Raw genomic sequence first — 21,218 nt, forward strand, 5'->3', positions numbered from 1 at the left:
GGGGATGTCTGGTAGTACATCCAAGGCCACTAATCCCAATATCCAAGGATGTCCATCCTGAATTTGGGGTAGCTTAAACCTAAATTTCAAACGTCTGACTATATTTGACTATGAGATTTGGAACTATGTTGCACCCGTATCAACAAGCGCCTCAGTTTCCAACTCACGCAGCAAATGAGGCGCAAGCATTCCGCGATTCACTAACCCCTCATCAATCGCATTAGTCAGTTTTACTTTTATGTGAACTGCTCCCATTAGTTTTGTTGATACTATTTCCTTCAATCATATACCATATGATATAATGCTGGATTGATCGGCGCGAATACAGTCGGAAAAACAACCATCAATAAAGAATGAAGAGTGAAGTGTTTACTGAAATGAAATTATACTTTTAGAACGGAAATAAGTAGTCATTCTCAGTATGATTAAAGCATAATGTCGTATATTGGAATATTGGATCTATGGTTCATACCTTTCCAACTGATATATCCCAATTACAGCGATCACTCCCAGAAAAGCGTGTATCTCTTCATGTAGATTGGGACGCTTATCAAACAATCCGTCAAACATTAGGTGAAAATACCTCGGCTCATCTGACCTACTACAACGGCATTCTGGAGATTATGACTCCATTAGAAGCACACGAAAATTCCAGTGGGTTAATTGGGCAATTTATCGAGATTTTGACTGAAGAGTTAAATCTCAACATCAAAAGCATGGAATCCACCACCCTTGATCGCCCTGGACTAAAAGCGGGGGCTGAACCCGATCAGGGATACTACATTGCCAATGAACCCCTGGTGCGAGGTAAAACTGTTGATCTCAACATCGACCCACCGCCGGATTTGGTCGTAGAAGTTGACATTACCCACACGGATATCAACAAAAATCTTCTTTACGCAGAATTAGGGGTGCCTGAATTCTGGCGCTACAACGGCAAAATTTTGCAGCTTTATGATCTTCAGAATGGTCAATATCAAGAAGTACAGACGAGTCCAACATTTCCTGGTGTTCCCAAAGAGCAGCTTTATGAGTTTCTAAGTAATTGCGCCCAACAAGGAGAAACCCAGGCCAAGCGAGACTTGAGGGTGTGGATTCGTAAAAACCGCAGCTAAATACAATGCGATCGCCCCTCTCTCACTCAAATGCTTTCGGAAGATTGTTTGATATGATGGTGGCAACATTTATTTTTTTGTTGGGGGGCAATTTCCCTCTATTTTTTTACCACTTTATTTTCTCAAATTATTGCCACATCTCATCTTGAGCCACCTTGTCACCCGTTAAGGTGCGATCGCAATAACTAACTTGGATTAAACAGTTATTTTTTAACTGGTTATCTTACCAAGCCTAGTCTTACTTATTGCACTAGGAAGTTCAGAGTTTTTTTCTAAGCGGGCGGCGGGAATCGAACCCGCATTAATAGCTTGGAAGGCTATAGTTTTACCACTAAACTACGCCCGCGAATTTCCAACCTCATAAGTATAACACACATTTAGTTGGAATGGGCAGGCTCTATTTTGATCCTGACATACAGATTGCTCAATTCTGGTTTTGTGCCATCGTTGTTGTGAGCAGCAATAAAGTTTTCTGTTTTGAAAATTTCGCTGAGGACTTGCTCGTATGTGCTTTTTTGACTTTGCAGTGTTGCTGGTTCTATTTCTAGAACTACAGCCTGTTGAAAGTTGCCATTGTGATCAATTATTAAGCTAGCCAAGAGTTGTGCTGGTTCAAGTCCAGAACTTTGGACAAGAAAACTTGAGTCTAATTGTTTTGTGTTGTTTCCCCCGTATAAAGCGATAACGTCGGGTAAAGCATCTTGTCGTAATCTTCCTGATTGTATCAAGTTACTCACTTCATCTCTAAGCAAAGGAGCTACTATTGCTACGGATGCTCCCTGAGTTGGAGTTGGTGAAGTTTCTCCTGTGGGAGTCTGTGGGGTTTCTCTAGTTGGAGTTGGTGAAGTTTCTCCTGTGGGAGTCGGTGGGGTTTCTCTAGTTGGAGTTGGTGAAGCTTCTTCTGTTGGAGTCTGTGGAGTTTCCCTAATTGGAGTTTCTCCTGTCGAAGTCCGTGGAGTTTCCCTAGTTGGAGTTGGTGAAGTTTCTCCTGTGGGAGTCCGTGGAGTTTCCCTGTTTTCAGGTTCGGAAACTGGTGGATTTGATGGAATACCTGTTGGTAGTTGCGTTCCCTTTCCCAGTTTGATTTCTTGACGGCGGTTCCAAGGTAGGGTATTGACTGGAACTGTAGGTATAGATGTCGGTGTTGGTGTAACTGTAGGTGTAGATGTCGGTGTTGGTGTGGGAACCCTCTGTTGGCTAAAGGGTTTGTTATTAGGTTTAGAGGCGTAAGTTTGCCTCTTCTGCTGGAGATTATCCGCAGAATTTATTGCGTCAAAATCTTGATTTATGTCTGTAGTTTGTGCTGTTTGTGGTGAAGGTGCTGGTACAGACTTTTGAGTTGAAGATAGTGGCTTTGGCGAAACTGTCTTGGCTGTTGTTTTTGTTTTGGGAGCAATGTCTACCAATTCAATCGGAACAGCAGATTGACTTTGCTGGGGAAACCACAGACTAAATGCATTAGATGAGCGCATCAGCCAGAACACCAGCAAGTGCAGAGAGACTGAAGCTATAACGACAGAAATCCACAAACCTGGTGGGTCAGTGTGTCGTCTCCAGACCTTGGCTGGAATTGGAGTTTTATCTGCAACCGATGGTGTCATATTATAGAAGCTGGATATGATTAGGCACTCTTAAATAGGTTGGTGCGAAAAAACTCAAGTATGTTACGAAACGTAAATAAGTTTAAAACCCTTACTAATGACAAATGACAGCCTTAGCCAGTTAACTTTAATTGCGCCGACCTACTTACTCATTTGTAATCCTTTCAAATACCAGTCTAAATTTTAGCGATTAACCATTACCTCTGGTGTAACAGCGAAAGTCAAAACTGTTTCATCTACTCCTTTAAGTTCTAGCGGACTACCTTTAATAATTTCTCCTTCCTGTAAATAATCTGCCACGGCAGCAGAAACCAAGATTGTACCGGGAACAGCAGCAGCTTGCAACCTTGCAGCAATATTCACACTTGGGCCAATGGCAGTATAATCGGCACGTTCAGCGCTACCAAACATCCCCACAACAGCAGTACCTTGGTGGATACCGCACCGAAACTGGACGCTAGTGAGTCTGTCACCATCGAATACACCTTGATCTCGCCAGCGCTGGTTCAACTCAGCCAGTGAGCGGTGCATTGCTCTGGCTGTATTGATAGCACGACGCACTTGTTCATTGGGGGTTAGTTCTTCCGGCGCTCCGTATAAAGCTAAGATAGCATCTCCCATAAATTTATCTACAGTACCGCCATTGCCAAATACAACCTTGGTCATAGCTTCTAAATATTCATTTAGTAACTCTGCGACTCGCCGGGATCTGAGAGTATTTGCTAGCTGTGTAAAACCCACAATGTCACTAAACAAAACTGTAATTAACCGTGGCTCTGGGCGCAAATCTAACGTTAAATCTCCGGTTGCAGCTTTTTGCACCAATACAGCCGGCAAAAAGCGCTTTAGTACCGACTCTGTTAGATAAGTATTTAACTCCACGATTCGTCGTTCATTTTCTTTCAACGCTAAAAGATTACGAACTTCCGCCAAAAGTTCCCGATCATTGAATGGTTTTGCTAAATAAGCATCCGCGCCATGTTCTGTACCTTCGATGCGCGTTTCTTCGTCAACTTTCGCTGTCAGCAGAATGATTGGTATTCCTTTGAGCTTCTCCTGATTGCGGATCATTTGAATCATTTCAAGTCCGCTCACCAAGGGCATCATTAAGTCTGTCACAATCAAGCTAGGTATAATTTCCTTAGCTATCCGATGCCCTTCATAACCGTTACGAGCGGTCTGTACATGATAGCCATTGCGGCGGAAAATTTCAGATACATAGGTTCGCAAATCTGGGTTGTCATCTACAACTAAAATTGAGGAGCCAGTTGTGTGGGTATTTCCCCCCTGTTGAGCGGTCTGGCATTGCTGAGTCGGAAGTGCTGAGTCTTGAGTATTAATACTGGGGGAAAAATTTATTGTAATATCTTCAATATTATCTATTGTTGACTGTACCAGTTCTAAATCAGCTAATTCTACGCTAGCGCGGCTTGTATTCAGTTCGGTAGGCGTTTCTAGTACTTGGTGGGGGGGTAAATGAGCATTTCCAGTCACAAGCCATAAACTAAAGGTAGTGCCTTGGCCGTAAACTGATTCTACAGTGACTTGACCACCATGTAATTCGATCAATTCTTTAACTAAAGCTAAACCCAAACCACTGCCTTCATAGGAACGATTTGCTGAACCTTCAGCTTGGCGAAAGCGCTCAAAGAGGTGGGGAATTTGTTCTTGAACAATGCCAATTCCACTATCTTGTACTTGCAATATGCAGCGATCGCCTTCAGATTTTAGTCTGAGGGCGATCGTGCCACCTTCGGGAGTAAACTTCATGGCATTTGACAGGAGATTATAAACCACCTTGTCAAATTTTTCCATGTCCAAATATACCGTAGAACATTCATCTAACTGGGTGGTAAGATGCAGTTTCTTTTTCTCACAGTAGGGACGAAAAGACTCCACAATTTGGCTGACAAATTCGACTAAATCGCAGGGATGGAAACTAGGCTGCATTCTCCCCGCATCTAGGCGTTGTAAATCCAGGAGTTGATTTACCAGTCGCAGCAGACGGCGGGAGTTACGCAGAGCGATCGCACTTTGAGAGTAAGATAATCCTTCACCAGTTGCCACCGCCGACTCTAAAGGCCCTTGAATCAAGGTGATGGGTGTGCGAAACTCATGGGAGATATTTTGGAAAAATTCGGTTTTTTGTTTGTCTAATTCCAGTAAGCGTTCCGATTGTTGGCGAGTTTTTTGATATAAGTGTGACTGCTGGACAGCGATCGCTGCTTGAGCTGCTACTGCTTTTGCCAAATCGATATCAGATGAGAGCCATTGGCGTACTTTTTGCCCTTCATGCAACGTAATACTACCGATACATTTACCATCAGCTAATAATGGTACAAACATTAGCGATCGGGCTGGCATTTTTAAAGGCAAATTAAAACCCAGCACATCTGAGGGAGAATGGCTCACATTACCAATTACCACAGGTTCATGTGTCTGTAGCATTTGTTGAAGGATTGGATTCTCTTGTATAGATGCTTGAGAATAGGGTAATCTCGGTGCAGATAGATGATTATTACTACTTATATTTTTATCTGGGGTTGACAATCGAAAATTTTCTGAATGTTGAAAACTGTCATACAAGCCCACACACTCGACAAACTCATCTTCCTCTGTCCACAAAGACAGGACACAGCCATCGACTTGTAAAGCTTGTCCCAGTTGCTGGGTGATCGCCGCAAAGATATCTTGAGGATCTAAGCTAGAACGAATCGCGCTAGTAATCGTATTAATTAGGGCTTCTCGTTTGGCAAGGGCACGTACTTGTTCGTAAGCGTAAGCTTGAGACAAAGCTAAAGCTGCCTGATCCGCTACCATCAACACTAACTTCACCTCATCATCCTCCCAGAAGCGAGGTACAAAACATTGGTGCAGTGCTAACACTGCCATCAGTTCCTGTTGGCAGATCAATGGCACAACTAAACTAGAACAAATATTAGCGGCAGCAAAAGCTGCACCACGTTGGCGCAGTTCGGGAGTATTACCGTGAATGCGCTCATCATCAATCACATCGTGAATCACCTGAACTTCGCGAGTTTCCCACACCGTCTCAGCCAAAAGAGGTAGAGGAGAAACAAGAGGACGCAAAGCAGAGGGGATAAGGGACGTAGGGGAAAGACTTACTGCAACTTCCGCTCTTTTAGTCTGCTCCTCTGCTCCCTTGCTCCCTTTGTCAAGAGCTTCTTCAGAAAAAGCCTTTTGATAAATAAATCCTTTATCCGCCAACTGCTCATCTTGAAAGGGACGCAACAAACAGACATCCACTTCCAACATATGGCCCACTGTATCTACAATTGCCTGCAAAATTTGTCTGTAGTCTAAAGCACTACGAATCGTATTTGTAATGGTATTCAGCAGCGACTCTTGACGGAGTGTGCGGGTAAGTTCGCGGGTTCTAGCTCTGAGGACATTGTGGGTATCCAAAGCTTGGCGTACCACTGCTTTGAGTTCCTCTACTTCCCACGGTTTAGTGACATATTTAAATACCTTACCAGCATTAATTGCTTCCACCAAGTCTTCGACATCGGTGTAGCCAGTTAAAATAATCCGGATAATATCTGGATATTGAGTTGCTGTCAGGCTCAAAAATTCTGTACCACTCATCATCGGCATCCGCTGATCGGAGATAATCACTGCGACCTCTCCCTCTTGAGCCAGCAAGTCGAGGGCCGCAGGGCCAGAGGTTGCCCTTAGCACCTTATAGTCGCGATAGAAAGTGCGGTAAAGCAAGTCAAGGTTGTCTGGTTCATCATCAACAACCAAAATTTTCGGCTTACTGTCTGCTTGGGATTTCATGCACCGCTTTCCTGCTGCAACGGCAGTTGGATAAAGAATAATCTGATCAGATAAGGATTTTTCTGAGTCAGGTAAGAGCAGAGCATTTCGACCAATAAGGCTGTTTGGCTACATGACTGCTGAGTGTAAGAGCATTTACTCACAGTAATTCGTCTCAATGGCTTGTGCCGATTACCCTTTGCCTTGGATTACTCTAATTGCTTTCATAGTCAGTTTTAGTGTTACAGAGTCGATGCTTGCTTGCCAAATCTTCCTTCACCTCCTGTGAGCAACGTCTAATATTACATACAGCGCTCATAACTACCTGAAAAATCCAGATAAAGCTGCATATTAAGTTTTCCCTTTGCAGCAGTTGTACTAACACTTGCAGGTAAATTTTATTTATGGTAGTCATGGCAGAGTCAGCAAAATTAAAACAATAAGATTTAAAGTCAAAGTATACTATTAGACAAATACCTGTTTCTAATTTAGCAATCAGAACTATGATTAAGATAAGTGGTAATGGTTGAGGGGTTGGAGATTAGGGATTCGGAAACCTTGCAGATTCTTGTCCCAGCATATGTACAACCTATTCTGATGACTTAGTACCAAAGTAGTCCCAGTGTAGCAGTAACTGCAAAAACAAGTTCAGTACTGCAACCAAGGATGCTTTGAAACCAGAGTTCGCCTATAGTGTACTTACTTAACAATTTTGTAGGTGCTGCCTACGGACAAGTTATGCTATTTATCTGCCCACTCACCTAAAAAACCCCAAGCCAAAGTGTAAAACTTTATTTGATCCACAAGCAAAAGTGAATTAGCAATATCGGGTCAGTTCAATCACTTGGGCAGCTATAGGACTCCTATTTAATTTTTGAAATACACGTAGGGTGGGCTTTGCCCACCATATCCGGGTTTGGGTGGGCTTTGCCCACCCAAACTACATTACTTAAAATTTTTCACATATCATTTAGGATTCCTATATTAAGTTTTCATTTAGTTTAAATCGTGTTTTAGAATATTTGAGAAAATTTTCGTTGAATAAAATCAATACTGAGCTAGCCTTGAAATATCGGTTTTTTCACCCATACCACCAACAGCCAATCGATCCAGCTTCCTACCAATTCCAAATTCGTATGGCTACACCTGCTGATTTGATTGGTGTTGCCCAAATTATTACAGAAAGCTTTCACTCCCATAAGGGTATATGGGGATGGGCTTTCCCATTGCTACGTCTGGGTATTTACGAAGATTTAAGGCATCGGATGGCATCACCTACGTCCCGTCATGTTTGTTTAGTCGCCATTGAAGCTACTACTGGTGAGACCAATAACTTAGTGGGAAGTGTGGAAATGAGTGTACGTTACAGTGATTCATGGAGCCAGATTGGCGTAGGTTTTCCTTACTTATCTAATTTAGCGGTTCACCCCAAATATCGTAGATATGGTGTGGCTTCAGCATTACTTACTAGCTGTGAAAAAGTCTCTGGCGAGTGGGGATTTCAAGACTTATATCTCCATGTTTTAGAAAATAACCACCAAGCAAGACAGCTTTATTTCAAGCTGGGATATGGGGTGGATAAAGTCGAATCGAATTGGAATACATTTTTCCTAAGACGCTCAAGCCAGATGTTATTACACAAGCACCTAAGTGCTGACTCCATTATCTGAATTTTTTTGGTAATTATTTGGAGTATATTTTATTTATTAAAAAATAATTTTCAGTGTTTGATCAAAAAAGTAAAGGTTCAAAATCTCGCCCCTTCTGGCGCAAAAAGCCCTTGAATATCAAGGTAGGTAAAAACTCCCAACGCCACTTGCTTGATGCGGGAGAACCCGTCCACCGCAGTGGCTCCCCTGAAGTGTCTGGCTTAATTCAATTACGAATTAGTTTCCTTTTGCCGAGCGATTCAGTTCGACTGCGCTCAGGGCGAGTCGAAGTGAGTCGAGGTATTACGAATTATTTTTATATAGATAAATGAATTAGAATGGCAATATATAGGAAATTGCGCTGAAATAAATCATCATCTCCTCATAATAACTTTGTAATTAAGATATTCATCTTTATAAAAACTTTAAGAAAACACTCCTATAGTTTACAGACAAATCTAGTTATATCTCATAAAATATTATGAATCAATTACTGAAACAAAGCCTACCTATTGCTATCGTAGTTAAATTGACCAAAAGAATGTTGATAATCAAAAAATTCCAAAACCTGATTTGATATAACAGCTAGTTCCATTTTAAAGTGCATACTACTACATTCGTTGAAAGTTTAAAAAACATGGATAGCGAACAGCATCAGCGCTATCAGACCTCTATGGTATCAACTTATTACCCTGAAACTAGTTTCCTTGACTCTTTTGTCATGCAAGATGGAACTGAGCAATCGCAAGGCTCGGATATCCTTACACGTTTACACAGTGGAGAAGTTTTCATCGTCAATAGTCGTAGACGAAATGGGTTAATACTCTTTAAACGCTACCATGCAGAGTTTGCTGGGCCTGGGGCTGCTGTGGGTGGGGATTACGATTGTGATTGCCAAAGGGCATTGCCCATAGGTAATCTGTCTTTATTAATTCCCGAATCTAATGAAGAACGCCAAAAAGCTTACTTGATTAGGCGACAGTGGATTCGATTAATCAGGCAAATTACAGAAAACCCAGTGCCTGGGCAGCGAGTCCAGAAAATTCTCGATCAATTTGAACAATACTTTCCACTAGAAGTTGTGGCTCTTCTGCCGGATCTTGCCTTTGCTCTTTTAGTGGGTGTGCTGCCACAAACAGTGGCAATAGTACGCCGTTTGGGCAATGAGGTAGACAGCCGATTTAATTACTGAGTAAATTGCTAAAATTCCAAATTTGCCAAAGCAGCTTGTACTCGATTAACAGTGCGGGTATTTTCCTCTATTGTTCCTACAGTAATTCGCAATCCTGGGCTAATGTGTCGCACAAGGGTGCCGAGTGTTCTAAGTTTATGGTGAAAAGTTTTTAATGCAGCATCTTGTGGATTAAAGCTATTTGGTTTAAGACGCAGGTAAATAAAGTTAGCAGCACTTGCGGTAATTTGTAATTCTGGTTGCTGGGATAAAATTTCGATGAGTTTGGCTCGTTCACTCAGGGTTTGGGAAATTGATGCAAGCAAGAGTCTGCGGTTTTGTAAAGCAACTAAGGCTGCTGCTATGGAAAAGCTGGGGAGATTGTAAGGTAAGCGAACTTTTTCTAAGATGGCGATCGCTTCGGGATGAGCGACGCAATAGCCAACACGGAGAGCAGCCAATCGGAAGGCTTTAGAAAAAGTGCGTAATATTACCCAATTGGGACGCTGTGCTAATTCATCTACTAGTGTAGTTTGACTGAATTCAAAGTAAGCTTCATCAATTACTACCAAAATATGCTCTGGTAAACTTCTTAACCATGCTAACTCTGCCACAGTTAAGCTATTAGCAGTCGGCGAATTGGGATGGACTACGAAAACTATGCGAATGGGGGGATTTTGAGTTTGTTCGATAGCGGACTGTGCGGCTTTTAAGTCAATTTCAAAATTTGTTTCATTTCTACCCACTGCCACTACAGGAATGCCCAAAGTTTGTGCCAAAATCCCATACATAGAGAAAGTGGGATTGGCAACGAGAATTGAACCTTCTCCTCCTAGACAGGTGGCAATTAATAAAGAGCGGATTAATTCATCTGAACCATTGCCAACAGAAATATTCTCAGCAGTAAACAAGGGAGATGAGAGAGCGGCTGACTGATTGACATACTCGGCGATCGCATCCTTAAGTGTTTCATGTCCGCCATCAGGATAACGATTTGTTTCAATTACTTGCTGATATGTCCACGCTAACTTCTCTTTTAACTCAGGTGGTAAATCATAAGGGCTTTCATTAGTGTCCAACCTGTCAAACTGTGTGGGGACAGAATCGGCTGTATCGCTGCTAGGGTGTGGTTTGTACGCGGTAAATTGTGCTAAATCTGATCGGATAAAGGGAAGCATAGTTAGGAGTTAGGAGTTAGGAGTTTGGAGTTTGGAGTTTGGAGTACCCCTGTTAAAGTGACTTATAAAGTTGAAATTCACTGTATGCCTTCAAGAGTTCCCCTCAAGACCTTGTAATGATCCTTGCAAATACTTTCCCCATTCCGCAGCCAAAGGGATTTCTGTAAAGGGAACACGCACTGAGTTAGTAGATTGGGAAAATAGAAATTCTAACTCTATTGAACGACCTTTCTCTGGTATGTTATCCACATCTACTGATTTGTCATCTACTAGAAGCTGGATTTGCTTGACATCAAGCAAAGAAAATGTTTCTAGTTTAATAGGGCCTTTAGGCGTGGGTTTTCCCCAAGTTAAATTGTTACCTTTTTGACCTAATACAGCATAAATATCATACTTAGCCCGTTCAAATTGCTCTGCCCAGGCGCGGTAGGCTTCAACTTTTTGATACTCTTTCGAGCCTTGCCAAGCCAACCAGAAAAACATTACTAACAGAGGCAACCACAAAAGACCACGTTCCATTGTTTAAAAAAGTCCTGAGTCCTGAGTGAAACTTGTAACTAAAAGTGCAGAATCCACCAAGAAGTGATGCAGATAAGTTATGGTAGTGAGCAAACTGGCAAAAAGCGGTGATGAGTTAATATGAGAAAGCTTATATTATTGTGCTTGTTTGTCATTGGGGTGGGATCTGCCATATTTGGTTTCCTGAATTTCCAGGGATTGGCAGTGAAAGGAGAGTTTGAAACGATTGTGCTTGATTTTCGGGAAGATATTCCATCACTTGTGGTGGAACAGAATTTGCAAGCGATCGCCAAACAATACAACGTTACACCCCAATTAGACAACAAGTTTTCCCAAAAAGATCATGTCTATATTATCAAGGGCGATGGGCGACGGCTCGAAGAACTGAAAAAATCTCAGTTTGCCCAAGCTACAGAATTCATTGAACCAAACTATATCTACAGTAAGATTCCACAACCAGGTAAAGCCGCTTGGTTAGGTGAATTTTTGAGACCCCAAGAAGATGAAGAAGCAAGCCCTTCATTAATTGGCCCCAATGACCAATATTACAGCAAGCAGTGGAACTTGCACAAAATCGGTATTGAAGGTGCATGGAGTCAAACCAAAGGCAGTGGCATCACAGTTGCAGTGATTGACACTGGGATTACCAAGGTTCGCGACTTGTATGAGACAAAATTCGTCAAAGGCTATGATTTTGTTAACGACCGAGAAGAAGCCACAGACGATAACGGTCATGGTACTCATGTTGCTGGAACTATTGCTCAAGCCACAAATAACAAATATGGCGTCGCTGGAATTGCCTACGAAGCCAGTCTGATGCCTTTGAAGGTACTTAGTTCCTATGGCGGCGGTACTATTGCCGATATTGCCGAAGCGATTAAATTTGCTGCTGATAAAGGCGCAGATGTGATTAATATGAGCTTGGGCGGTGGCGGTGAAAGCAAGTTGATGAAAGAAGCGATCGAGTATGCTCATAGAAAAGGTGTAGTTATTATTGCCGCAGCCGGGAATGAGAACACTAATGGTGCAAGCTATCCGGCCCGCTATCCTTACGTCATCGGGGTTTCAGCAATTGGCCCAGATGGCGAAAGAGCGCCCTATTCTAACTTTGGTGCAGGGGTAGATATATCTGCTCCTGGTGGTAGTGAAGCTGGTAAGATTCTTCAGGAAACCATCGATGAAAACGGCGAAGGCGTATTTCTGGGCTTTCAGGGAACAAGCATGGCTTCTCCCCACGTTGCTGGTGTTGCGGCATTAATCAAAGCTGCTGGTATCAAAGAACCAGACGAAGTTTTAAAAGTCCTCAAGCAGTCGGCACGAGTTATCCAGGATGATGGTTTGAATTATTATGGCGCTGGACAACTCAATGCAGAAGCAGCAGTCAAACTAGCCTTTGGGGGGCAAATCAGTTTTTCAGATTTCTTTCGATGGTTACGGGATAACGGCTATCTTAATCCCGGCTTTTGGATCGATGGAGGTGCGATCGCACTCTTACCCAAGGTTTTAATGGTAGTTGGTTCCTATTTGCTGGCTTGGTTTTTACGGGTTTACTTCCCCTTTACTTGGAGTTGGTCTTTATCCAGTGGACTAATTGCCGGCAGTTCTGGGTTATTCTTCCTTAAGGGAATCTATATTTTTGATCTTCCCCAATGGCCTTTCCGGGTTTTGGGCAGTTCAATTCCCGAATTAGGCAATACCCTCCAGGGAACTGATGCGTTGAATCCCCTATTTGCTAGCGTACTGATTCCCATTGTGTTAATGGCATTGCTGCTGGGACATCCTAGTTGGAAATGGTTTGCCATTGGTTCAACTTTAGGTGTAGCAGCGTGCTTAACTACAAATGCGTTTTTCGCTCCAGCAGTTTGGGGATTGGGAAGTGGTAATTTATCCCGCTTCTTCCTCATCACTAATGCCCTAATCTGTTATGGACTTGCTCGTTTAGCATTGAAAAACGAAGAAAAAATAGCATAAATGGGGAGTGGGGAATGGGGCATTGGGCATTGGGGAAGAATGACAAATGACAAATGACAAATGACAATTATGAGTATTACACTTACAGGTACAATTGAACGCCGTGATATTGGCACAGGTGCATGGGCATTAGTTACAGAAGAGGGTGTTAATTACGAAATCCTCAGAGGGGCTGACAAAGACTTACTCAAAGCCGGACAAAAAGCAAAAATTAAAGGACAGGTGCGTGAAGATATCATGACTACTGCCATGATTGGCCCTGTCCTAGAGGTCAAATCTTTTGAGGTAATTAGTTCTGATTAGCTGTGGAATTTAGAACCTCTTGCAGACGGCTTCTAAACTCCCCTTTGGGATGACCTCCTTTTACCTCACCCACAATCTGAAATTCACCTTCTGGAGAATTACAGAGGATGTAAGTAGGCCATCCCATTTCTGATTTATCGGGATATTGAGTTAATAAAATCTTGCGATACTTGCGGTAAGCAGTCGTATCTTGCATTTTTACATCGATAAATTCTAAACCCAGTTCTTCAGCCACCTTTTTGTCATAAAAAGACATTTTGTGGCAAATGCCGCATTCTTCTGAAGAGAACTTAATTACAGCTAAACTCATGGGTCGGCTACTCTTTGATTCTAGGCAAAGTTTTTTAGCATAATGCTATGAAATATTACCATATAGCTGCCCTTTAGTGTCAACCTACAGCAGTTTTCATGTATTTGAACCACATCTGTGGTTAGAGGTTGTTTGAAAAGTCTAATTTATTACTTGCGTCGGCGATTATAAATCGCGGCTACACAGGCAAAACCTGCACTTCGACAAGCTCAGTGACCACCTCCGCAGGTTAAAAACCCTTGATTTTGATTAGTCCACGGAGGTGCAATAGGGTTCGGTTAAGACTAAAAATAAAAATGTGTAGGTTGGGTTGAGCGTAAGCGTTACCCAACAAAGAGAAAGAAAATGTTGGGTTTCGTTCCTCAACCCAACCTACGAATATTCACAAAGCGTGCAGTATTGGGCGCTAGCTTCTCCCCTTGGGAGAAGGGGAGACGCTTTAGCGCATGGGTTAAGTAAGATTAGTCAACTGCCCCACTCACTCTTGGGATGGGGCTTGTAACTAAGATAAATCGACATTTTTTATTCTTCTGGCTCTAAATCGACTTCTTCTTCTTCATCTCCTTCACTGGCTTTGGCTACAGAGTTAGCAGAAACAACAGCGCCTTTATCTAGCTTTTCACGCACCAGTTGTTTAATTTGTTCAGCAAATTCAGGTTTTTCTTCTAGATACTTAATAGCGTTGTCTCGTCCTTGGGAGATATTATCGCCATTGTAGCTATACCAAGCTCCCTTGCGGACAAGCACGCCAGTTTCTTCTGCCAAGTCTACAATACAACCCAAGGTAGAAATTCCTTTGCCAAAAATAATGTCAAATTCCGCAATTCTAAAAGGCGGAGCTACTTTATTTTTAGCAACTTTAACTTTGACGCGGTTTCCAAATTCATCTGTACCTTTTTTCAAGGTTTGAATCCGGCGAATATCCAAGCGCACCGAAGCGTAAAACTTCAATGCGTTACCTCCAGTTGTGGTTTCTGGGCTGCCGTAGGTAACACCAATTTTTTGCCGCAACTGATTGATGAAAATTACTGTACAACCAGATTTCCCAATGTTGCCCGTAATTTTACGTAGGGCTTGGCTCATTAACCGCGCCTGTAAACCAACGTGAATATCACCCATATCCCCTTCAATTTCAGCGCGGGGAACCAGTGCTGCTACTGAGTCTATGACTACAATATCAACGGCAGCAGAGCGAACCAGCTGATCGACAATTTCCAAAGCTGATTCGCCAGTGTCAGGTTGGGAAATCAGCAAATTATCAATATCTACACCCAATGCCGCAGCATAAGTGGGGTCAAGGGCGTGTTCAGCATCAACAAAGGCAGCGATACCGCCATTTCTTTGCACTTCGGCGAGGGCGTGTAGCGCTACTGTAGTCTTACCGGAGCTTTCCGGGCCATAAATTTCAATTACCCGCCCCTTGGGTAAACCACCACCCAATGCTAAATCCAGGGTGAGCGCCCCACTGGAAATTGTCTCTACCCGCATCCGGGTAGCATCGCCCAGGCGCATGATTGCTCCTTTACCAAAGCTGCGCTCAATCTGGTTGAGCACCATAGTCAGCGCTTTTTGCTTGCCAGAAGTATCGGTGTTGATAGCCATTCCTGCCTCTAATGCCTCTAAATATATGGTTTTAAGGAGTGTTAGTTTCGGAGTTTGAGTAGAACAGATATACTATTTTAACCAGAAAATTCTGGAATAGGACTTCTCAAATCAAAAAAGGGGTGTGACAAGATCGTAACTCGATCGCTACCAAATTAGGGTAGTGTTCTGGAAGTAAGGCTGAGATTTTGTAGCTCTGGAAAGGCAAATAAAGCTTTGATGAGAATAAGATTTGATTATATTCTGTAAGACAGTTATAGGACTAGCTTGGAATGGTGCGTTACGCTTTGCTAACGCACCCTACATGACTACTGAGATTTTTTCAGAAATCAAATATGATTCCTATATGACCGAAAATCATGAATTTCAGCCTAGTAAGCTGCTTTACTCCATCCAAAATCAAAAATCCATGCACTGGTGTAACTCCTATGGGGAAGCGATCGCCTACGGTCTAGGTTGGCTCAAACAGGGTATGTTACGAAACGTAAATAAGCTTAAAACCCTTACTAATGACAAATGACAGCCTTAGCCAGTTAACTTTAATTGCGCCGACCTACTTACGCAACTAAAAATTTCACAAAATCTCTGCCAATTTTACCAATAGACTATTTGCTAAATCCACTAACTGGATACTATCGCCGTCATCAATATTATCACCACAAGCTAACAACTGTCTCACAGCAGATAACCTGTCATTGGCTTCATAAATTTTCCAGGATTCATCTAAGTTTACTGCAAAATCAAACAGCGATCGCTCTTTTAAATGCTGTCTTACCGTAAGAGCTACACTATCATTACTTACCAGAAATTCTTTAATCGTATCTAATTGAGAATTACTTAATATTTCGTCATGTCCCCAGGTTTCTAGCCAGTCTCCATCGACGTCTTCAACGTAGAAATTGACAAAATCAACCCCGTAAGTTAGCCAGTTTTGCTGCATTTGTCGCGCTGTTGCTAATGCTTCGGCAAATGTATCTACTTGATTGTTGCAATGAGTTTCTCTTTTGTTAGCCATAAAAGCTCTAATTAGCACGTAAGTATGTAGGCTAGACACAAATCTGAAATATCAAATTACTGAAAATTTACGAAAATTTTAAATATTTGCCACCAGAAAGGTAATCACTGTTATACAGGGCCACGTTGACTAACTGGTTGACAAAATTAGCATCTTTGGGATTGTAACTTAAGAACAGTCCTCTCTCGATTTCCCATGATCGCAGTGTATTTTGCCAAGCTTCGTACTTTTGGTGATTAAGTTCTTCAGAAACACTGGTTATTTGAATGCACAGTGGTTGATTGTTACGACTAACGATTAAATCTGTTGCCATTGAAAGGTCGGCAATATAACGCTGCCAAAAACTACCTTCTCGACTGATAATATCTTGAGCTATAGATTTAATGATATCATGATCGATCTGATTAAATTCCCCTGCCATCAATTTTTGCTTCCAAATATAAAACTTGGAGTCACTTGCATTGAACCATTTGGGAAAGAGATAACCATACCAATATCTCTCAATCGGTGTCATCATCTCGAACTTTGCTTTTTGTTCTTCTTCAGAAGGTAAGGATTTGATGATCAGCCATATTGTAGAATCCGTAATTACCTCTAGCAGAAAGGCCGTGACAAAGGGTTTGGCAGTCAGGGAACCTGGCTTAATATCTTTTACCCAACGATTGATTTCATCTAATCTTGTCGCTAAATTATGATCTACCGAGGAGGCTTGCTCGATAAGGGACTTTAGCTTCTCCTTAATATCTTTTGCTTGCAAACGATGCCCTACTTTCAGAAGATAACGCTTTTTTCAAAGATTCATTATTTATAATTAAATTCTAACTGAAAAATGTCTTTAGTTGATTTACTCATACAATTAAATATTTTTTGGGTCGATACCCTGTGTACGTAAAGCCTCACGCAGTCTAGCAATTTCTTGCTGTGCTTGTTGGGCGCGTTCTTCTGCTTGTTGGGCGCGTTCTTCTGCCTGTTGGGCGCGTTCTTCTGCCTGTTGGGCGCGTAAACTTTCTTGTTGGGCCAATTCTTCAGATGATAGTATCAATTGATTTTCAGTAGTGAAGAATCTTAATTTACCTTCATAAACTCCCAAATAAAGTTCTAACTGCTGACTCCACAAACGTCCATCAGTAGTTACTTGAATTTCTTGATACTTCCCATCAACTAAATGAAATCCCTGAAGTTCTATTGTTACAGGGTCAAACCAGAAATAATCTGGTGTACGGAAAATATCCTGGTAAACTTGTTTTTTCAACCCTTTATCCACTGCTGTGGTTGAACTTGACAAAATTTCCACAATCAGGTTTGGATATTTGCCGTCTTCTTGCCAAACTACCCAACTTTTACGGTCTTTTTTGTCAGTTCCCAAAACTACAAAAAAGTCTGGCCCACGGAAGTTTTCTGATTTTTTCTGGTTAGGACTGTAGTAAATGGTCAAATTGCCAGAAGCATAGAAATCTTGTCTCTCTCGCCACCATAATTTCAGGATGCGAATCAGCAAATCAATTTGTTCTCGGTGTAGGTCGCTTTCCAAGGGTGGTTCGTCACTCAGTATATCGCCTGGAGGAAAAATAACTTGGTCTTCTGAAATATGATCAGAGATGATTTCTAGGGTAGCAGGTTCAGACATCAGCGATCGCTTTGCTATTTACCTTAATTTTACTGAAAATTCGGTAACTTGCAGATAGCTTTGAAAACTTGTAATAACTCTATTGCATCGGGAGATTCATTCAGATTTAATAATGGCATTAACTGATAAGTTGGCTGCACGTCATGTCTTAAACAAACAAATTGATAACGCAGTCCGTTAGTTGCCAAACCCCAAACTGATGGTTGTTGATCTAAACTTTTAAAAGCATAAGTGAGTAATTGGGGTAAACCCTCACCCACTTCAAGGGCACTATTTTTCGTTTCAATCACTACAACCCAAAAAGGGGGTGCAATATTACTTTGAGGATTGTTGATTGCTAAAATATCCATCCGCCCGGTAATTCTTCTGTCTTCATCTTCCACTGCGATCGCAATGCTATCTTCCATTGTCAACCGAATCGGCACATCGTAAAACCCTGCTAACCGCATTAAGGGTGCAATTGTTAAGAATTTAACCAACCCTTCAGAAATTTTCCGATCGCTTAAGTAACGATCAAAATCGGTTCTGATTTTTAATAAATCCTGCTGTTCAAACTCAGAGAGTGGTTCTAGAGTTAAGAAGTCTGTGAATGAAGCAGTGGAAAGCTTTTCCAGTTTTAGAAAGCGATGAACATCGTTGAGAGATAGGCTGCTGGCTTCGACGGTGAGCGTCATAATTTCAGGCTTTGTTTGTCAAGACTACTTACAATATTGCAACATTCCTGGTAGATATAGCGGTTCTGAGTTGAGTGCAATACAGACCTAACAAGAACAGCCCCTTAAGAGCTAGCCTTGGGGAGTAAGATTCAAAGCCTCTTTCCTAAAAAGAGAGAGGAATGGAAGTGAGGTCAAACTGTGTTGCTTCCATTGGAGAACCGCTATAGGCTGCAATGTAACGTCAATACATTTATTGGTTGCTTGCTTTTGCTAGATGAAAATCAATGTAAACTAAATAACTCGGCAATTTCTACCTAGCTTAACGAAAATCTAAACATTGTCTAGCACAACTGAGCTAAGAATGGTTTTTAGTAACAATAGCGATCGCACTCATAACTAACCATGTCTCAACCAACTATAGAATCAATCCTACAAGAGAATCGCCTATTTCATCCAGCTTCGGAATTCTCGCAGAATGCCCATATTAAAAGCCTGGATGACTATCAGCGTCTTTATGATCAAGGCAAAGCCGATCCGCAGCAATTTTGGGCAGACTTAGCTGGAACAGAATTAGAATGGTTCCAAAAATGGGATACAGTATTAGACTGGCAACCACCTTTTGCTGAGTGGTTTGTTGGCGGTAAGATGAATATTTCTTACAACTGCCTTGACAGACATCTCACTACCTGGCGCAAAAATAAGGCAGCATTGATTTGGGAAGGAGAACCAGGTGATTCGCGTACCCTCACCTACGCCCAACTGCATCGGGAAGTTTGCCAATTTGCTAATGTATTGAAGCAACTGGGTGTACAAAAAGGCGATCGCGTTGGGATTTATATGCCGATGATTCCGGAAGCGGCGATCGCCATGTTAGCTTGTGCGAGAATTGGCGCACCCCACAGTGTGGTATTTGGTGGTTTTAGTGCCGAAGCTTTGCGCGATCGCTTAATTGATGTTCAAGCTAGATTGGTAATCACGGCTGATGGTGGTTGGCGCAAAGATGCGATCGTTCCTCTCAAGGAACAGGTAGATAAAGCCTTAGCTGATGGTGCTGTTCCCAGTGTTGAAAATGTCCTGGTTGTCAAGCGCACCGGACAAGAAACTTATATGCAGTTGGGGGGACGTGATCATTGGTGGCATGATTTGCAAAAAGGAGTATCAGCACATTGTCCCGCCGAACCGATGGACAGTGAAGATATGCTGTTTGTCCTTTACACTTCTGGCAGCACAGGTAAGCCGAAGGGCATAGTGCATACAACTGCTGGTTATAATTTGTATACCCACATAACGACCAAGTGGATATTCGACCTGCAAGATACAGATGTATATTGGTGTACCGCAGATGTAGGTTGGATTACGGGACACAGCTATATTGTCTACGGCCCTCTTTCCAATGGTGCAACCACGATAATGTATGAAGGTGCGCCCCGTGCTTCCAATCCTGGCTGTTTCTGGGATGTAATTGAAAAATACGGCGTTAATATTTTTTATACTGCACCTACGGCAATTCGAGCATTTATTAAGATGGGAGAACAACATCCCAACTCACGAAACCTGTCTTCATTGCGTTTGTTGGGAACCGTCGGCGAACCAATTAACCCAGAAGCTTGGATGTGGTATCAGAAAATAATTGGTGGCGATCGCTGTCCAATTGTTGATACCTGGTGGCAAACAGAGACAGGCGGTATCATGATTACACCGCTACCAGGAGCAATTCCCACTAAACCAGGTTCCGCAACTCTTCCCTTCCCCGGAATTATTGCAGATGTCGTGGATTTAGAAGGAAATACCGTACCCAATAACGAAGGCGGTTATCTAGCAGTGCGACATCCTTGGCCAGGAATGATGCGGACAGTCTACGGCGATTCAGAACGCTTCCGCCGCACCTATTGGGAACACATTCCGCCTAAAGATGGTAACTATACTTACTTTGCTGGTGATGGCGCTAGAGTTGATGAAGACGGTTACTTTTGGGTAATGGGTCGTGTGGATGACGTACTGAATGTATCAGGACACCGACTTGGTACAATGGAAGTAGAATCAGCCTTAGTTTCCCATCCCGCAGTTGCAGAAGCGGCGGTAGTGGGTAAACCTGATGAACTCAAAGGTGAAGAAGTAGTTGCTTTTGTGACTTTAGAAGGCACTTATCAGGGAAGTGAAGAACTGAGTAAAGAACTCAAGCAACACGTTGTCAAAGAAATAGGTGCGATCGCACGTCCTGGAGAAATTCGCTTTACGGACGCTTTACCCAAAACGCGATCGGGTAAGATTATGCGGCGCTTATTGCGGAATCTAGCTGCTGGACAAGAGGTATCTGGGGATACTTCGACCCTAGAAGATCGGAGTGTGTTGGATAAGTTACGAGAAAGCACGTAAACAATTCCAAATTTCTCAAATGCCAAGTATGTTAACAACAGAGTAACACACAGCAATTCTTAATAACGTTGGGTGGGCAAAACAGCAGGGCTATTTAATTCTCATCTAGCCCACCTCAGAATGAATTCTGAGTCTAATAGCGAAAGTAGTCTAAAGACTACTGAGAAAAGGTTATAGTCCAATACACTTGGGTTAAGGCTAAAACTCTTTGCCAAAGTCAATTTTTTTAACGAACCGCAAACGCGAGTGCGTCTTGTAAGAGTTGGACGCAAAGAAAGAGAAGAAAGAGAACAAAGAAATGCTTAACCCAAGTGTATTGGGTTATAGTCCAATACACTCGGGTTAAGG

The 21,218-nt window shown here is 42.3% G+C and carries 17 protein-coding genes and 1 tRNA gene; 7 read left to right on the forward strand and 11 right to left on the reverse strand.

What is annotated here, in order from left to right; translation table 11 throughout:
• The first annotated feature begins 461 nt into the window (after positions 1 to 461).
• A complete protein-coding gene (locus LC605_RS17680; RefSeq protein ID WP_229548824.1) occupies positions 462 to 1,115 on the forward strand; it encodes a Uma2 family endonuclease in 654 nt (217 codons plus the stop codon).
• A gap of 275 nt (positions 1,116 to 1,390) precedes the next feature.
• Here the strand turns inward: LC605_RS17680 and LC605_RS17685 are convergent.
• The 3 genes from LC605_RS17685 to LC605_RS17695 all read right to left on the reverse strand — a co-directional run bounded on the left by LC605_RS17685 (position 1,391) and on the right by LC605_RS17695 (position 6,514).
• Positions 1,391 to 1,461 (reverse strand) — tRNA-Gly (locus LC605_RS17685).
• A gap of 31 nt (positions 1,462 to 1,492) precedes the next feature.
• Positions 1,493 to 2,716 (reverse strand): hypothetical protein, encoded by a 1,224-nt coding sequence (locus LC605_RS17690; protein WP_229548825.1) that lies wholly within the window; start codon positions 2,714 to 2,716, stop codon positions 1,493 to 1,495.
• Positions 2,717 to 2,899: 183 nt separating this feature from the next.
• The gene (locus tag LC605_RS17695; RefSeq protein ID WP_229548826.1) at positions 2,900 to 6,514 is read right to left on the reverse strand and encodes a response regulator; all 3,615 of its coding nucleotides are present in this window, start codon (positions 6,512 to 6,514) and stop codon (positions 2,900 to 2,902) included.
• 1,016 nt (positions 6,515 to 7,530) lie between these two features.
• Between LC605_RS17695 and LC605_RS17700 the strand changes: the two genes are divergently transcribed.
• The gene (locus LC605_RS17700) at positions 7,531 to 8,163 is read left to right on the forward strand and encodes a GNAT family N-acetyltransferase (protein WP_229548827.1); all 633 of its coding nucleotides are present in this window, start codon (positions 7,531 to 7,533) and stop codon (positions 8,161 to 8,163) included.
• 616 nt (positions 8,164 to 8,779) lie between these two features.
• Positions 8,780 to 9,334 (forward strand): hypothetical protein, encoded by a 555-nt coding sequence (locus tag LC605_RS17705; protein WP_229548828.1) that lies wholly within the window; start codon positions 8,780 to 8,782, stop codon positions 9,332 to 9,334.
• Positions 9,335 to 9,342: 8 nt separating this feature from the next.
• On the opposite strand, the gene LC605_RS17710 is transcribed toward LC605_RS17705, so the two are convergent.
• A complete protein-coding gene (locus tag LC605_RS17710; RefSeq protein WP_229548829.1) occupies positions 9,343 to 10,491 on the reverse strand; it encodes a histidinol-phosphate transaminase in 1,149 nt (382 codons plus the stop codon).
• Between the two features lie 90 nt (positions 10,492 to 10,581).
• A complete protein-coding gene (locus LC605_RS17715; protein WP_229548830.1) occupies positions 10,582 to 11,010 on the reverse strand; it encodes a hypothetical protein in 429 nt (142 codons plus the stop codon).
• 120 nt (positions 11,011 to 11,130) lie between these two features.
• On the opposite strand from LC605_RS17715, the gene LC605_RS17720 reads away from it, so the two are divergent.
• Together LC605_RS17720 and LC605_RS17725 are read left to right on the forward strand one after the other, a co-directional pair.
• Positions 11,131 to 12,981, forward strand: a complete 1,851-nt coding sequence (locus LC605_RS17720) for a S8 family peptidase (RefSeq protein WP_229548831.1) — start codon at positions 11,131 to 11,133, stop codon at positions 12,979 to 12,981.
• Between the two features lie 69 nt (positions 12,982 to 13,050).
• Positions 13,051 to 13,284, forward strand: coding sequence for a hypothetical protein (locus LC605_RS17725; RefSeq protein WP_229548832.1), 234 nt, complete (start codon positions 13,051 to 13,053; stop codon positions 13,282 to 13,284).
• Here the strand turns inward: LC605_RS17725 and LC605_RS17730 are convergent.
• Positions 13,271 to 13,594, reverse strand: a complete 324-nt coding sequence (locus tag LC605_RS17730) for a thioredoxin family protein (protein WP_099103723.1) — start codon at positions 13,592 to 13,594, stop codon at positions 13,271 to 13,273. The genes LC605_RS17725 and LC605_RS17730 overlap by 14 nt on opposite strands.
• Positions 13,595 to 14,116: 522 nt before the next feature.
• A complete protein-coding gene (gene recA / locus LC605_RS17735) occupies positions 14,117 to 15,196 on the reverse strand; it encodes a recombinase RecA (protein WP_229548833.1) in 1,080 nt (359 codons plus the stop codon).
• Positions 15,197 to 15,428: 232 nt separating this feature from the next.
• Between recA and LC605_RS17740 the strand changes: the two genes are divergently transcribed.
• Entirely contained in the window at positions 15,429 to 15,716 is a 288-nt protein-coding gene (locus tag LC605_RS17740) for a hypothetical protein (protein ID WP_229548834.1), read from the forward strand.
• Between the two features lie 54 nt (positions 15,717 to 15,770).
• On the opposite strand, the gene LC605_RS17745 is transcribed toward LC605_RS17740, so the two are convergent.
• The 4 genes from LC605_RS17745 to LC605_RS17760 all read right to left on the reverse strand — a co-directional run bounded on the left by LC605_RS17745 (position 15,771) and on the right by LC605_RS17760 (position 18,512).
• A complete protein-coding gene (locus LC605_RS17745; protein ID WP_229548835.1) occupies positions 15,771 to 16,211 on the reverse strand; it encodes a hypothetical protein in 441 nt (146 codons plus the stop codon).
• Positions 16,212 to 16,278: 67 nt separating this feature from the next.
• A complete protein-coding gene (locus tag LC605_RS17750; RefSeq protein ID WP_229548836.1) occupies positions 16,279 to 16,968 on the reverse strand; it encodes a hypothetical protein in 690 nt (229 codons plus the stop codon).
• Between the two features lie 99 nt (positions 16,969 to 17,067).
• The gene (locus LC605_RS17755; protein WP_229548837.1) at positions 17,068 to 17,838 is read right to left on the reverse strand and encodes a Uma2 family endonuclease; all 771 of its coding nucleotides are present in this window, start codon (positions 17,836 to 17,838) and stop codon (positions 17,068 to 17,070) included.
• 29 nt (positions 17,839 to 17,867) lie between these two features.
• Complete coding sequence (locus LC605_RS17760) at positions 17,868 to 18,512, reverse strand: restriction endonuclease subunit R (RefSeq protein WP_229548838.1); 645 nt, start codon at positions 18,510 to 18,512, stop codon at positions 17,868 to 17,870.
• Positions 18,513 to 18,896: 384 nt separating this feature from the next.
• Here LC605_RS17760 and acs point away from each other — a divergent pair, with 384 nt between their 5' ends.
• Positions 18,897 to 20,870, forward strand: a complete 1,974-nt coding sequence (gene acs / locus LC605_RS17765) for an acetate--CoA ligase (RefSeq protein WP_229548839.1) — start codon at positions 18,897 to 18,899, stop codon at positions 20,868 to 20,870.
• The last annotated feature ends 348 nt before the right edge of the window (positions 20,871 to 21,218 follow it).

Origin of the sequence: Nostoc sp. CHAB 5836, from assembly GCF_020829445.1 — a bacterium.
In the GTDB taxonomy this organism is placed as follows: domain Bacteria; phylum Cyanobacteriota; class Cyanobacteriia; order Cyanobacteriales; family Nostocaceae; genus Nostoc.